Below are 13,577 nucleotides of genomic sequence, written 5' to 3'. Positions count from 1 at the left end.
CCCAGAGAGCTAGTTGAGATTTTTCAGTGGCTGACCGAAGAGCAATCAAGGCGCGTTGGACAAGATGAAAAAACTGCGCGTGCAGTGCGTAACGAAATTGCTGATGTTCTGTTGTACCTTGTGCGTCTCTCGACGGTCCTTAACATCGATCTCAATGAGGCGGTCAATCACAAGCTCCTTGAAAATGCAAAGAAGTATCCTGCCGGAGACTCCACTCCCAAAAGGTATTAGGCTGCATCTGTGAGTGCAGTAGTGTTAACGACATAAAAAAGCCCGCCAAGCATGACGCTGGCGGGCTTTTTATTTCGGGTTGAAGTTGGCTTATTTGCCCAGCTTCAAAAAGTCCTCACCCTTGCCCAGCTCCAACAAGCCAGCATTGGAGTAAATCCCCAGCTTGGCGCGCGTGTCGGTAATGTCCAGGTTGCGCATGGTCAATTGGCCGATGCGGTCCAGCGGGCTGAACGGCGCGTCTTCCACCTTCTCCATGCTCAGGCGCTCGGGCGCGTAGGTGAGGTTGGGGCTCTCGGTGTTGAGGATGGAGTAGTCGTTGCCGCGGCGCAGTTCCAGCGTCACTTCGCCGGTGACGGCGCGCGCCACCCAGCGCTGGGCGGTTTCGCGCAGCATGATGGCCTGGCTGTCGAACCAGCGGCCTTGGTACAGCAGGCGGCCGAGTTTGCGGCCGTTGTCGCGGTACTGCTCGATGGTGTCTTCGTTGTGGATGCCGGTCACCAGGCGCTCGTAGGCGATGTACAGCAGCGCCAGGCCCGGGGCTTCGTAGATGCCGCGGCTCTTGGCCTCGATGATGCGGTTCTCGATCTGGTCGCTCATGCCCAGGCCGTGGCGGCCGCCGATGCGGTTGGCTTCCAGGATCAGTTCCACCGGGTCGTTGAAGCTCTTGCCGTTCAGGGCGACCGGCTGGCCTTCCTCGAAGCGCACGGTGACTTCTTCGCGCTTGACCTCGACGTCGTCCTTCCAGAAGGCCACGCCCATGATGGGGTTGACGATCTTCATGCCGCTGTTGAGGTGCTCCAGGTCTTTCGCCTCGTGCGTGGCGCCCAGCATGTTGGAGTCGGTGCTGTAGGCCTTCTCGGCGCTCATCTTGTAGCCGAAGCCGTGCTGCGTCATGAACGCGCTCATCTCGGCGCGGCCGCCCAGTTCGTCGATGAACTGCTGGTCGAGCCAGGGCTTGTAGATCTTGAGCGACGGGTTGGTCAGCAGGCCGTAGCGGTAGAAGCGCTCGATGTCGTTGCCCTTGAAGGTGGAGCCGTCACCCCAGATGTTGACGTCGTCTTCCTTCATTGCGGCCACCAGCATGGTGCCGGTGACGGCACGGCCCAGCGGCGTGGTGTTGAAGTAGGTAGCGCCGGCGGTGGTGATGTGGAAGGCACCGGCTTGCAGCGCGGCAATGCCTTCGTGCGCCAGCTGGCGGCGGCAGTCGATCAGACGGGCCAGCTTGGCGCCGTATTCCATGGCCTTGCGCGGAATGGCGTCGTAGTCGGGCTCGTCGGGCTGGCCCAGGTTGGCGGTGTAGGCGTAGGGCTCGGCGCCCTTGAGCTTCATCCACAGCAGGGCGGCGCTGGTGTCCAGCCCGCCTGAGAAGGCGATGCCGACCTTTTGGCCGATGGGGAGGTTTTGCAGGATGGTGTTGGACATGTTTTTGGCCTCTGGCCCGCGCCGATATTGCGCAAGCAGCTATGAAAAGAGGAGCTACCTGGGCTCGCTGGATCAGCCGAAGTGGCAGATGTAGTGGTAGGGCTCGGTGACGCGAATGTCAAAACTGGAGTTGCCGGGCACGTTGAACTTCTCGCCGGCGCTGGACTTGACCCAGGCATCCGTGCCCTTGAGCTTGTACTCGCAGCTGCCGGCCACGCATTCCATGATCTCGGGGGCGCCGGTGTTGAAGGTCAGGGTGGCGGGCAGAACCACGCCGACCGATTTTTTGGTGCCGTCGGCCAGGGTGATGCTGTGGCTCACGCACTTGCCGTCGAAGTAAACATTGGCCTTGGTGGCGACGGACACGTTGTCGAATTGTTGGGTGCTCATGATGCGTCTAGGTTGTGTAGCTTGGGCGAACCCGTGATTTTAAGGCAGGTGCTTATTTCAGCCTCGCCTGCCAGCCGGCAGCATCGAAACCGACCGTCATGTCTGTGGCCGACCATTCCACCACCGGGCGCTTGATGACGCTGGGCTGGGCCAGCATCAGGGCGCGGGCGCTGGCGGCGTCGGTCACAGCGGCCTGGGTGGCGGCGTCAAGCTTGCGCCAGGTGGTGCCTTGGCGGTTCAGCAGCTTTTCCCAGCCGGCCGCGGCCAGCCAGTGGTCGAGCGGCTGCTCCGGCACGCCCTGTTTCTTGAAGTCGTGGAACTGCACCACCACACCGTGGTCGGCCAGCCAGGCGCGCGCCTTTTTCACCGTGTCGCAGTTGGGGATGCCGTAGAGGGTGATGGAATGGGTCATGTCAGTACGGGTTATAGATGGATGGGATCTTATGCGGGGAACGCCGTGGCACCGGCTTTGCCGGGTTACTGGCGTTGCTCCCTTGAGGGGAAAGCGGCAACAGCCGCTACGGGGGTGTTGGCGATGAACGACAATTGTCCGGTATGAAGACGGGCATCCAATGAAAACCTTGAACGATTGGCTGGTCCACTGCGAGCAGCTGCACCCCAAGAACATCGAACTGGGACTGGACCGGGTCCGGGCCGTGGCCGAGCGCATGGAACTGCGCTTTGACTGCCCGGTCATCACGGTGGCCGGCACCAACGGCAAGGGCTCGACCTGCGCCATGCTGGAGGCCATCCTGGGCCAGGCTGGCTACCGCACCGGGGTCTACACCTCGCCCCATCTGGTGCACTTCGAGGAGCGGCTGCGGCTGCAGGGTGAAGCGGTGAATGCTACGGAATTGATAGTGGCTTTCGCAAGGGTGGAGCGGGCCAGGACCGAAAACGGTGCTGAAGTCTCGCTGACCTACTTCGAGTTCACCACCCTGGCCATCCTCGACTGCATGGCGCGCGCCAAGCTGGATGTGGCCATTCTGGAGGTGGGGTTGGGCGGGCGGCTGGATGCCGTCAACATCATCGACACCGACTGCGCGGTGATCACCAGCATCGACCTCGACCACATGGAATTTCTCGGCAACGACCGCGAGAGCATCGGGCGCGAGAAGGCCGGCATCATGCGCACCGGCAAACCCGCCATCGTGAGCGACCCGATGCCGCCGCAAAGCGTGCTGGACCACGCCACCGAGATCGGCGCCGACCTCTGGCGCTTCGGTGTGGATTACAACTTCTCCGGCGACAAGCAGCAGTGGGGCTGGGCCGGCCGTGGCCGGCGCTACAGCGGTCTGGCTTACCCGGCGCTGCGCGGCGCCAACCAGTTGGTCAATGCCTCCGGCGTGCTGGCCGCGCTGACCGCGCTGCGCGAGCAGTTGCCGGTCACCGCGCAGGCGGTGCGCAACGGCCTGGCCTTTGTCGAGCTGCCGGGGCGTTTCCAGATCATCCCCGGCCAGCCCACGCTGGTGCTGGACGTGGCGCACAACCCGCATTCGGTGGCCGCGCTCACGGCCAACCTGGACGCCATGGGGTATTACCCGACCACCCACGCGGTGTTCGGCGCCATGGCCGACAAGGACCTGGCGCCCATGCTGGCGCGCATCACCCCGCTGATCGACCGCTGGTACTTCACCGACCTGCCGACGCCGCGCGCCGCACCGGCCACGGCCCTGCAGGCCTACTGGCAGGGGCAGAACCCGCGCCCGCAGGTGACGGGCGCGGCCTTTGCCGACCCGATGCAGGCCCTGCAGGCGGCCATCGCCGCGGCAGACCCCGCTGATAGAATTGTGGTCTTCGGATCGTTCTTCACGGTCGGCGGCGTCCTGCAGGAGGGCGTGCCGCGCCTCCAAGCCAAGCACCTGAACCCTTAAGTCCCAATTCACATGGCTTTTTTCAAGTTCCGCAAGGGTGGCGACGAGCAGACGACCACTGCCCCGCAGCCCGAAAGCGTCGAGGTGATGCGCAAGCGCGCCAGGCATCGCCTGATCGGCGCCGTGGTGCTGGTGCTGGCCGGCGTGATCGGCTTCCCGCTGCTGGTGGACAAGCAGCCGCGCCCCATTGCCGTGGACATCCCGATCGAAATTCCCGACAAGGCCAAGGTCAAGCCGCTGGTGGCCACGCCCGCACCGCAGGCGCAGCCGGCCGCTTCCGCCCCGCCCGCTGTGGCGCCTGTGGCAGCGCTCAAGCCCGAAGTGAAAGCAGAGCCGAAACCCGAGCCCAAGGCCGAACCCAAAGTCGAGGCCAAACCGGCCGAGAAAGTGGCCGACAAACCGGCTGAAAAACCCGCTGAGAAACCGGTCGCCAAAGCGCCCGAAAAAGTCCCTGAAAAGGCCGCCGACAAAGCCCCCGCCGACAGCGGCGCCAAGGCCCAGGCCCTGCTTGAAGGCAAGGAAGCGCCCAAGGAGCAGGCCAAGGCCGAGCCCGCCAAGACGGCGGCCGCAGCGGATGACCGCTACATCGTGCAGGTGGGCGCTTTTGCCGACGTGACCAAGGCGCGCGAGGTGCGCCTGAAGGTGGAGCGCGCCGGCATGAAAACCTATACCCATGTGGTGGACACCAAGGAAGGACGCCGCATCCGCGTGCGGGTGGGCCCGTTTGCCAGCAAGGCCGAGGCCGACAAGGCGGCGGACAAGATCAAGAAGCTTGATCTTCCGGCCGCCATCCTCACCTTGTAAAGACGACGAGAGCAAAGCCTGGGCATGCCGGCGCTGGACTGGATTTTTGTGGCGGTCTTGCTGGCCTCGCTGGCGCTGGGCGCCTGGCGCGGGCTGGTGTATGAGGTGCTGTCGGTGCTGGCCTGGATCGTGGCCTTTGTGCTGGCACAGTGGTTCGCCCCGGATGTGGCGCAGCGGCTGCCGATGAGCGGCGCCACCGAGATGATCCGTTATGCGGCGAGTTTTGTGCTGGTGTTCATTGCCACGGTATTCCTCAGCGGCCTGGTGGCCTGGCTGATGAAGAAGCTGGTGGAGTCCGTGGGCCTGCGCCCCATGGACCGGGTGCTGGGGGCCGTGTTCGGCCTGGTGCGCGGCGTGATTTTGCTGTTGGCGGCGACGGTGGTGATGCACATGACGCCCTTCAAGAGCAGCGCCTGGTGGCAGGAGTCCACCGGGGCAACGGCATCGACAACGGCCCTCAAGGGGCTCAAGCCGATGTTGCCGGAAGAGTTTGGGAAGTATCTCCCGTGAAGCAACGGGGCGGCCGGCCGCAAGGCTGAGGTGGCCCTGAACTGGATGGAACTATGTGTGGAATCGTCGGCGTTGTCAGCAACGCACCCGTCAATCAGCTGATCTATGACTCGCTGCTGCTGCTGCAGCACCGTGGCCAGGACGCGGCCGGTATCGTGACCCAGCTGGATCGCAAGTTCTTCATGCACAAGGCCAAGGGCATGGTGAAGGATGTATTCCGCACCCGCAACATGCGCTCGCTGCCGGGCAACTGCGGCCTGGGCCAGGCGCGCTACCCGACTGCCGGCAATGCCTTCAGCGAGGAAGAGGCGCAACCGTTCTACGTGAACGCCCCGTTCGGCATCGTGCTGGTGCACAACGGCAACCTGACCAACGCGCACGCGCTGAAGGCCGAGCTGTTCAACACCGACCACCGCCACATCAACACCGAGAGCGACTCCGAGGTGCTGCTCAATGTGTTGGCCGACGAGTTGGACAAGGCCACGCGCGGCAAGGCGCTGCAGGTGAGCGACGTGTTCGCCGCCGTGCGCCAGGTGCACAAGCGCATCCGTGGCTCCTATGCCGTGATCGCCCTGATTGCCGGCCATGGCGTGCTGGCCTTCCGCGACCCCTATGGCATCCGCCCGCTGTGCATGGGCCGCAGCCCGGACGGCACCGTGATGCTGGCCAGCGAATCGGTGGTGCTGGAAGGCACCGGCCATGTGTTCGAGCGCGACATCCAGCCCGGCGAGGCGATGTTCGTCGACCTGCAGGGCAACGTGCAGGCCCAGCAGTGCGCCGAGACGCCGCGCCTGAACCCCTGCATCTTCGAATTCGTCTACCTGGCCCGCCCCGACTCGGTGATGGACGGCATTTCGGTCTACCAGGCGCGTCTGAACCTGGGCGAGACCCTGGCCAAGCGCGTGGTCTCCACCGTGCCGCCGGACGAGATTGATGTGGTGATCCCGATCCCCGAATCGAGCCGCCCCAGCGCCATGCAGCTGGCGCAGCTGCTGGGCCTGCCCTACCGCGAAGGTTTCGTGAAGAACCGTTACGTCGGCCGCACCTTCATCATGCCGGGCCAGGCGGTGCGCAAGAAGAGCGTGCGCCAGAAGCTCAACGTGATCGGCAGCGAGTTCAAGGGCCGCAACGTGCTGCTGGTGGACGACTCCATCGTGCGCGGCACCACCAGCCGCGAGATCGTGCAGATGGCGCGCGAAGCCGGTGCCAACAAGGTCTACATGGCCAGCGCTGCGCCGCCGGTGCGTTTTCCCAATGTCTATGGCATTGACATGCCCACCGTCGAGGAACTGGTGGCCCATGGCCGCACGGTGGAAGAAGTGCGCCAGATCATCGGCTGCGACGCGCTGATTTACCAGGACGTTGACGCCATGAAGCAGGCCATCGGTTCGCTGAGCGACAAGCTCAACGGTTTTGATGCCTCCTGCTTTGACGGTGTTTATGTGACCGGCGACATCCATGCCGACGACATCGAGCGCCTGAATTCCAACCGCGTCAAGGGCAGTGAGGACGACGCCGACACTTCGCGCCTGGCCTTGCCCAACCATCAAGGGGAGTGAGCATGAGCCAGCGTCCCTTGCACGAAGGCCTGCACTTGCAGACGCTGGCCGTGCGCGCCGCGGTTGAGCGCAGCCAGTACGGTGAAAACTCCGAGGCCCTGTTCCTGACCAGCGGTTACGTGCAGTCCAGCGCCGAGTCGCAGGCGCGCCGTTTTGCCGGCGAGGAGGAGGGTGACACCTACGGCCGCTCGGGCAACCCGACGGTGCGCAGCATGGAGCAGCGCCTGGCCGCCCTGGAAGGCAGCGAGGCCTGCATGGCAACGTCCTCTGGCATGGCCGCCATCATGCTGATGTGCTTCAGCCTGCTGAAGGCCGGCGACCATGTGGTGTTCTCGCAGTCCATGTTCGGCTCCACCATCAAGCTGATCGGCAGCGAGTTCGCGCGTTTTGGCGTCGAGTCCACGGTCGTGCCGCAGACCGATCTGGCTGCCTGGAAAAATGCCATCCGCCCCACCACGCGCCTGCTGTTTGCCGAGACGCCGACCAACCCGCTGACCGAGGTGTGCGACATCGCTGCCTTGGCCGAGCTGGCGCACAACGCCGGCGCGCTGCTGGCGGTCGACAACTGCTTTGCCACGCCGGCACTGCAGCGCCCCATGCGCTTGGGTGCCGACATCGTGATGCATTCGGGCACCAAGTACCTTGACGGCCAGGGCCGCGTCATGGCCGGCGCCCTGTGCGCCAGTGAAAAAATGGTGAACGAGAAGTTCCTGCCGGTGCAGAAGAACAGCGGCATGGTGCTGTCGCCCTTCAACGCCTGGGTCGTGCTCAAGGGGCTGGAGACGCTGGACTTGCGTATGCGCGCCCAGAGCGCGCTGGCGCTGGAGTTGGCGCATTGGCTGGAGGCCCATCCGGCCGTGGCCCGTGTCTACTACCCGGGGTTGCAGAGCCACCCGCAGCATGCGCTGGCCATGAAGCAGATGTCGGGTCTGGGTGGCGCGGTGGTGTCTTTCGACGTGAAGGCCGACAGCCCCGAGCAGGCACGCGCGCGCGCCTTCCATGTGCTGGACGCCTTGCAGACCCTGTCGATCTGCACCAACCTGGGCGACACCAAGACCTTGCTGACCCACCCGGCCAGCACCTCGCACGGCAAGCTGTCCGAAGCGCAGCGCCAGGCGGCCGGCATCGGCCAGGGCCTGATCCGCGTGGCCGTGGGGCTGGAGCACCCGCAAGACGTGCAAGCCGACATGACGCGCGGTCTGACGACTTTGGTTTGAATCATTACCCGTTCGGGCTGAGTCTGTCGGAATCTGCCAGCAGACTCAGCCGCAACGGTGCTTATTGAGTTGCTTATGACACAACGTATCCGTACCCGTTTCGCACCGTCCCCGACGGGTTTCATCCATCTGGGCAACATCCGCTCGGCGCTCTACCCATGGGCTTTTGCGCGTGCCAACGGTGGCGACTTCATCCTGCGCATTGAAGACACCGACCTCGACCGTTCCTCGCAGGCTGCGGTGGATGTGATCATCGAAGGCATGTCCTGGCTCGGCCTGGACTACGACGAAGGCCCGTTCTACCAGATGCAGCGCATGGACCGCTACAAGGTCGTGCTAGCCGAGCTGCAGGCTGCCGGCCACGTCTATCCCTGCTACATGAGCATGGAGGAACTTGACGCGCTGCGCGAGCGCCAGATGGCCGCCAAGCAGAAACCGCGCTACGACGGCACCTGGCGCCCCGAACCGGGCAAGACCCTGCCGCCCATTCCCGAGGGCGTGAAGCCGGTGCTGCGCTTCAAGAACCCGCAGGGCGGTGTGGTGGCATGGGACGACAAGGTCAAGGGCCGCATCGAGATCAGCAACGACGAGTTGGATGACCTGGTGATTGCGCGCCCCGACGGCACGCCCACCTACAACTTCTGCGTGGTGGTGGACGACATCGACATGGCCATGACCCATGTGATTCGCGGTGACGACCACATCAACAACACGCCGCGCCAGATCAACATCTTCAAGGCGCTGGGCAAGGAGCCGCCGGTCTACGCCCACCTGCCCACCGTGCTGAACGAGCAGGGCGAGAAGATGAGCAAGCGCAACGGCGCCAAGGCCGTGACGCAGTACCGCGACGAAGGCTACCTGCCCGATGCCATGGTCAACTACCTGGCGCGCCTGGGCTGGAGCCATGGCGACGACGAGATCTTCACGCGCGCGCAGTTCCTGCAGTGGTTCGACCTTGACCACCTGGGCCGCAGCGCCGCGCAGTTCGACGAGGCCAAGCTGCGCTGGGTCAATGCCCAGCACCTCAAGGCCATGGCCGATGATGCCTTGGCACCCTTGGTGGCCGTGCAGCTGCAAAAGCGCGGCATCACCGCAGACGAGCGTCTGCCGCGCATCTGTGGCCTGTTCAAGGACCGCTGCGACACCACGGTGGCACTGGCCGACTGGGCTCAGGCCTTTTATGCCGACGTGACGCCGAAGGCCGAAGAGCTGGCGCAGCATGTGACCGACGCCATCAAGCCGGCGCTGGCGCAGCTGGTCGAGAAGTTGAGCGCCTGCGCGTGGGACAAGGCCTCGATCGCTGCCGCCATCAAGGAGGTGCTGGGCGCCTGCGGCCTGAAGATGCCGCAACTGGCCATGCCGGTGCGCGTGCTGGTGCTGGGCACACCGCAGACGCCGTCGCTCGATGCGGTGCTCGAACTGCTGACACGCGAAAAAGTTTTGAGTCGCTTGCAGATGGCCTGAATTTCAGTCTATAATTCAAGGCTCGATACAAACGAAATTGCTTTTTTGTGAAAACAAAACTGCAACGACGTGAGTGAGGGGGTATAGCTCAGCTGGGAGAGCGCTTGCATGGCATGCAAGAGGTCATCGGTTCGATCCCGTTTACCTCCACCACCAAAGTATCGACTGGAACAGTCCACAGGTTTTGACCCTATCGTCTAGAGGCCTAGGACATCACCCTTTCACGGTGAGTACCGGGGTTCGAATCCCCGTAGGGTCGCCAAATTCATCGTCAGATGAGACGGCACAAGTCGGTAACAGCCCGCTCGCAAGAGCCGGCGACTTGGCTCGAAAGAGCGAACGTTACCGCTACCAGGAGTGGTAGTTCAGTTGGTTAGAATACCGGCCTGTCACGCCGGGGGTCGCGGGTTCGAGTCCCGTCCACTCCGCCAACAAATGGGAACCGATGCAAGTCTTTGATTTGCATCGGTTTTTTCATTCGTGGATCTGAGTGATTTTGAGGGCGTGGTAGCAGTTTTGGTAGCAAAGCTGTGTCCCTCTCCTTGCCCATCTATTTCCTCGGTCGCACTTTCGTGCTGCACACCCGCATCAACGGCCACCAGTTCAAGCGATCTCTGAAAACGGCCGATCCCCTCGTTGCTAAACTGCGCGCTCTCGAACTACTGAAAGCGGTGCACATGATAGGTAGGGGCGGCCCCAAAATCACGGATTTTTCATTCGGGGCCGAGGCCCTGAGGCGTTATGAGGTGGACCTGCGCCAAGGCATCCTGAAAGCCGATGGCCCCGACGATCACGCCCGCATGATGCAAGCGATCAAGGCGATGGCGAAGCTGGCGCCGGTCCCTCGGGTGGAGCCTCTTCCTGCTGAGCCGGTGGCCGAGGCGAAAGCCGAGTTGACCATTGAAGGGCTGCTCGAAAAATTCCTCGCCTTGAAGCCCAAGACCAGCGAGGGCACGGTCACCGATTACAAGGCGACCGTGAAGCAGTTTTCAGACTTCGCGAAAAACCCAGCGCTGTCCAAGGTGGGCGACCATGTGACCGGCTATATGGAGTGGCTGGCCGAGCGGGGCAACACCGAGCGAACCATTGACAAAAAGGTGGGCACGCTGCGGGCCTTGATGAACTTCGCCAAGAAGCAGAAGTATTTTTCGGGCGAGAACCCCGCCGCCGAGCGCAACCTGCTGACCCGCAAGCAGAAGAACGCCAACGGCCATAAGTTCTATCAGCTCGACGAGGTGAAGCGGATTTTTGGCTGCGAGGAGTTCAAGGCGCTGGCAAAGACGGAACCGAATTTCCATTTGATGGCGGTGGCAGGTCTCGTCACGGGCGTGCGGGTTTCGGCTCTTGCTGCGTTGACGGCTGCGGACTTGAAGGTGTCCGTGGACGGTGTGCGCTACCTGCGGATTAGGAAGGACAAGACGCAAGCGGGCATCCGCAATGTGCCGGTGCCGCAATCTCTATTTGAGAAGCTGGAGGCCTACCTGAAGGAGCATGGCGGCTTCGGTTTCTCGGCTCGCGGCGATGGCAAGGGCGCTTCCGATCCGGTGCGCAAGCTGCTCAATGAGCACTTGGCGAGAATCGGCATGGCCGGGCAGGACTTCACGTTTCACGGGCTGCGCAAGACCCTGAACAATTTTTTGGTGCGAGAGAAGGTGGAGTTCGAGGCCCGATGCCAGTTCATCGGGCACGAGGTCGATCACGTGAACCTGGGCGTCTATGCCGAGCCGTTCTCAGTCGAGGAGTTGGCGGAGAAGGTCGGGCCAGCGCAGGAGAAATTGCTCGCCTTGATCGGGTTCATGTGAGCGTTTGCTGTATGTCAGAATTGGCGTCACAGGAGACAACATGGAAGCCTTCGATCTAATCCCTCAGTATCTTGGCTGGTTTAAGGTGGCCGCTCTTATGCTGGTGGGGATGATTTTTATCTATCTTGGAGCAATGGCGACTGGGTGGACTCGGTGGATATTGTTTCTGGTCGGAGCCGGATTCATTTGCTATGGCATCTTCATCCTATCTAACAAGAGCGGTGAAACTCCCAAGCCAGCTCAAGAGCAAGCAGCACCAAGCCCAAAAATGCCAAGCCAACTGCCGCCCAATATCGCCTCGCCTCAGCCTTCGTCATCGTCACCCAAGTAGGTCTTTCGGTATTCATGGAGCAGTTATCTCAAATATGTTTCTAAAGTCAAGAGACTGCTTTCACTTCAAAAAACGCCAGCTGATGCTGGCGTTTTTGTTTGCGATGTTTCCGTGAAATCTGGCGCTGCCCTTGATTTTTTGAGAATGTATAGACCATGGGCATTACGCGCTAAGGAGGAAAAATGAGCGAAGCACAGGGCAGGGAATTTAACGGGATGAAGCCGATCCGCTGGCGTGAAGCGGATTGGGAGCGGGTGTCGGAAGTTGCGAAATCGGTCGGCCTTAGCCGATCCGAGTTCGTGCGGTCGGCTTCGCTCAGAGCGGCAGAGGCCGTTTTGAGCGGTGGGCTTCCGTATTTTGTGGAAGGGGCGGGAGCCACTACACAAAATACGCGCATTGACCTTTTTAGACCCGAAGGGGATCAAAAGGCGGACACCGGAGGTGGACGAAATGCGCCCGACCGGTCGCGGAGCGATGGCGAAGCCAAGGGAGGCCCGACGAAGCGAAAAACCGCGCGGAAGGCTAACAAGCCGACGAGCGGTAGGAGCTGAGGAGGGGCGATGCCGAGGCCAGCGAAGCAGCCGATGACAGCTCTTTCCAAGTCCGCGACGGCGGGCTTGGAAAGGCTCGTCATGGCTGCGAAGGCCGAGGCATCGCTGCTCGCCGCCGACCAGGCGGAGAGCACTCGCAAGACCTACGAGGCGAACGCGAGAAGGCTTGCTGCGGGCTGGGATTTGGAGAGCACGGCGGCCAAAGGCACCCGCTACGCGATGCGCGCGGCGGGCCTTTGGACGATGCGCAAGCAGCTGAAAAAAGCGCTCAAGGAAGCCGACAAGATCAAAAAGAACGGCATGACGGGCGAGGAGCTTTTCGTCATGCGTGAGCTGCAATGGGCCGCCTCGCTGGAAAAGGTGCGGGAGCTGATGGACCGCATCGACGCCTTCAAGGCGCTGCCGTGGGACAAGCCGCACGACAAAGAGCGCCGGCAGGAGAAGAGCCACAAGCAGAGGGCGGCCACCGACGCCCAGCTTGAAAAATTCTTCGCCACGGCGGCGAAATCGTCCTTCCGTGAGGCTTTTTTGGCGATGGAGTTCGCGGGCGTGCGGGGCGAAGAGCTGGGCAAGGGCGTGCGGATCGAGGCGATCAAAAAGAACGGCGTGCCCACGCTGAGCTTCTTCATTGAATCGGTCAAAGCGGACGGCAGATTGAAGGGCCTCGACCTGCGCCGAGTGGACGTTCCGTTTCCCGCGAAAGCCGCTAAGCCCGTCCAGCGTCGCTGGATGGAGCTTGCTAAGGCCGCGGCGAAAAAGGGTGGCCACGTTGTCCAGGTGAGCAAGACTGAAAATCAGAGCGTCGGGCAGAGGCTCACGCAAAACTTTCGCGACATCGCGAAGCGGGCGGGCGTGCCGATCTCTTCTTATGCGCTGCGTCAGAGGTATTCCGCGCAGGTGAAGGCGTCCAACCCCGGCGATGCGGTGGCCGTGGCGCTCGCGCTCGGCCACCAGACCACCGAAACCCAGCGGCACTACGCGAGACGCACGAGAGGGAAAGGCGGGATTTCGCCCGTCGAGTCCATCGGCGTGAACATCATCGGGGCCAAGATCAGAGGAGCCACGGCTCGCACCGGCCCGCCCCTGCATGTGAAAGAGAAGGTTTCCCTGTCAGCGATCGCGGCGCCGCCACCGGCGAGCGCCGCCCCGAGGCCGCGCGGGCCTCGGATGTGAGGCGCGGGAGCGGCCCGGGCCTTCGGCCCTCCTTGGAAAGCCTGTGGTGGTAGCATTCGCCGTATCGGTTTTTCATCGTGTTTTGCTGCCGCGTCCAGCAAAATCAACCACTTAGGAGTGCTCCGGGCCGTCCCGTCCACTCCGCCAAAACGCTAGCAAATACGGGGCCTTGTGCCCCGTATTTCGTTTCTGTTTCTTTCTTGTCTGATTGTCACTCGCGCCCGGCAATCACGGCACTTCCTTTTTCCC

Annotated in this window: 14 protein-coding genes and 3 tRNA genes; 14 read left to right on the top strand and 3 right to left on the bottom strand. The window is 62.7% G+C overall.

Features of this window, described 5'->3' with window-relative positions; translation table 11 throughout:
• Positions 1-231 (top strand): MazG-like family protein (locus tag CDE01S_RS18070; protein ID WP_281179342.1); only part of this gene is annotated, 231 nt, incomplete at its 5' end.
• 90 nt (positions 232-321) lie between these two features.
• Here CDE01S_RS18070 and argG read toward each other — a convergent pair.
• The 3 genes from argG to CDE01S_RS03670 form a co-directional block, all read right to left on the bottom strand.
• Positions 322-1,653, bottom strand: coding sequence for an argininosuccinate synthase (argG, locus tag CDE01S_RS03680; protein WP_066703864.1), 1,332 nt, complete (start codon positions 1,651-1,653; stop codon positions 322-324).
• Between the two features lie 72 nt (positions 1,654-1,725).
• A complete protein-coding gene (ppnP, locus tag CDE01S_RS03675; protein ID WP_066703862.1) occupies positions 1,726-2,043 on the bottom strand; it encodes a pyrimidine/purine nucleoside phosphorylase in 318 nt (105 codons plus the stop codon).
• Between the two features lie 52 nt (positions 2,044-2,095).
• The gene (locus CDE01S_RS03670) at positions 2,096-2,455 is read right to left on the bottom strand and encodes an ArsC family reductase (protein ID WP_066703859.1); all 360 of its coding nucleotides are present in this window, start codon (positions 2,453-2,455) and stop codon (positions 2,096-2,098) included.
• A gap of 160 nt (positions 2,456-2,615) precedes the next feature.
• Between CDE01S_RS03670 and folC the strand changes: the two genes are divergently transcribed.
• The 13 genes from folC (at position 2,616) to CDE01S_RS03615 (ending at position 13,328) form a co-directional block, all read left to right on the top strand.
• Positions 2,616-3,917 carry a bifunctional tetrahydrofolate synthase/dihydrofolate synthase gene (gene folC, locus CDE01S_RS03665; RefSeq protein ID WP_066703856.1) on the top strand — a complete coding sequence of 434 codons (1,302 nt, stop codon included), beginning with the start codon at positions 2,616-2,618 and terminating at the stop codon, positions 3,915-3,917.
• 12 nt (positions 3,918-3,929) lie between these two features.
• The gene (locus tag CDE01S_RS03660) at positions 3,930-4,721 is read left to right on the top strand and encodes an SPOR domain-containing protein (RefSeq protein WP_066703853.1); all 792 of its coding nucleotides are present in this window, start codon (positions 3,930-3,932) and stop codon (positions 4,719-4,721) included.
• A 24-nt stretch (positions 4,722-4,745) separates the two neighbouring features.
• Positions 4,746-5,231, top strand: coding sequence for a CvpA family protein (locus CDE01S_RS03655; RefSeq protein WP_066703850.1), 486 nt, complete (start codon positions 4,746-4,748; stop codon positions 5,229-5,231).
• A 53-nt stretch (positions 5,232-5,284) separates the two neighbouring features.
• Entirely contained in the window at positions 5,285-6,790 is a 1,506-nt protein-coding gene (gene purF / locus CDE01S_RS03650; RefSeq protein WP_066703847.1) for an amidophosphoribosyltransferase, read from the top strand.
• A gap of 2 nt (positions 6,791-6,792) precedes the next feature.
• Positions 6,793-8,007, top strand: a complete 1,215-nt coding sequence (locus CDE01S_RS03645) for an O-succinylhomoserine sulfhydrylase (RefSeq protein ID WP_066703843.1) — start codon at positions 6,793-6,795, stop codon at positions 8,005-8,007.
• A gap of 75 nt (positions 8,008-8,082) precedes the next feature.
• On the top strand, positions 8,083-9,471 hold the full coding sequence (gene gltX / locus CDE01S_RS03640) for a glutamate--tRNA ligase (RefSeq protein WP_066703839.1): 1,389 nt from the start codon (positions 8,083-8,085) through the stop codon (positions 9,469-9,471).
• A gap of 77 nt (positions 9,472-9,548) precedes the next feature.
• A tRNA-Ala gene (locus CDE01S_RS03635) sits at positions 9,549-9,624 on the top strand.
• Positions 9,625-9,657: 33 nt separating this feature from the next.
• Positions 9,658-9,733, top strand: a tRNA-Glu gene (locus CDE01S_RS03630).
• 92 nt (positions 9,734-9,825) lie between these two features.
• A tRNA-Asp gene (locus CDE01S_RS03625) sits at positions 9,826-9,902 on the top strand.
• A gap of 99 nt (positions 9,903-10,001) precedes the next feature.
• On the top strand, positions 10,002-11,273 hold the full coding sequence (locus CDE01S_RS03620) for a tyrosine-type recombinase/integrase (protein ID WP_218016497.1): 1,272 nt from the start codon (positions 10,002-10,004) through the stop codon (positions 11,271-11,273).
• Between the two features lie 40 nt (positions 11,274-11,313).
• A complete protein-coding gene (locus CDE01S_RS18425; protein ID WP_157077030.1) occupies positions 11,314-11,604 on the top strand; it encodes a hypothetical protein in 291 nt (96 codons plus the stop codon).
• A 182-nt stretch (positions 11,605-11,786) separates the two neighbouring features.
• Positions 11,787-12,155, top strand: a complete 369-nt coding sequence (locus CDE01S_RS18420) for a hypothetical protein (protein WP_157077029.1) — start codon at positions 11,787-11,789, stop codon at positions 12,153-12,155.
• A gap of 33 nt (positions 12,156-12,188) precedes the next feature.
• Positions 12,189-13,328 (top strand): site-specific integrase, encoded by a 1,140-nt coding sequence (locus tag CDE01S_RS03615; RefSeq protein WP_169802236.1) that lies wholly within the window; start codon positions 12,189-12,191, stop codon positions 13,326-13,328.
• The last annotated feature ends 249 nt before the right edge of the window (positions 13,329-13,577 follow it).

The organism is Curvibacter delicatus NBRC 14919, from assembly GCF_001592265.1.
Taxonomy (GTDB): domain Bacteria; phylum Pseudomonadota; class Gammaproteobacteria; order Burkholderiales; family Burkholderiaceae_C; genus Hylemonella; species Hylemonella delicata.
This window is presented reverse-complemented; position numbering and strand designations above follow the sequence as displayed.

Bases quoted from the DNA above. Each gene is read 5' to 3' on its own strand.
- argG (WP_066703864.1), bottom strand. From the start codon at position 1,653: ATGTCCAACACCATCCTGCAAAACCTCCCCATCGGCCAAAAGGTCGGC.
- ppnP (WP_066703862.1), bottom strand. From the start codon at position 2,043: ATGAGCACCCAACAATTCGACAACGTGTCCGTCGCCACCAAGGCCAAT.
- CDE01S_RS03670 (WP_066703859.1), bottom strand. From the start codon at position 2,455: ATGACCCATTCCATCACCCTCTACGGCATCCCCAACTGCGACACGGTG.
- folC (WP_066703856.1), top strand. From the start codon at position 2,616: ATGAAAACCTTGAACGATTGGCTGGTCCACTGCGAGCAGCTGCACCCC.
- CDE01S_RS03660 (WP_066703853.1), top strand. From the start codon at position 3,930: ATGGCTTTTTTCAAGTTCCGCAAGGGTGGCGACGAGCAGACGACCACT.
- CDE01S_RS03655 (WP_066703850.1), top strand. From the start codon at position 4,746: ATGCCGGCGCTGGACTGGATTTTTGTGGCGGTCTTGCTGGCCTCGCTG.
- purF (WP_066703847.1), top strand. From the start codon at position 5,285: ATGTGTGGAATCGTCGGCGTTGTCAGCAACGCACCCGTCAATCAGCTG.
- CDE01S_RS03645 (WP_066703843.1), top strand. From the start codon at position 6,793: ATGAGCCAGCGTCCCTTGCACGAAGGCCTGCACTTGCAGACGCTGGCC.
- gltX (WP_066703839.1), top strand. From the start codon at position 8,083: ATGACACAACGTATCCGTACCCGTTTCGCACCGTCCCCGACGGGTTTC.
- CDE01S_RS18425 (WP_157077030.1), top strand. From the start codon at position 11,314: ATGGAAGCCTTCGATCTAATCCCTCAGTATCTTGGCTGGTTTAAGGTG.
- CDE01S_RS18420 (WP_157077029.1), top strand. From the start codon at position 11,787: ATGAGCGAAGCACAGGGCAGGGAATTTAACGGGATGAAGCCGATCCGC.
- CDE01S_RS03615 (WP_169802236.1), top strand. From the start codon at position 12,189: ATGACAGCTCTTTCCAAGTCCGCGACGGCGGGCTTGGAAAGGCTCGTC.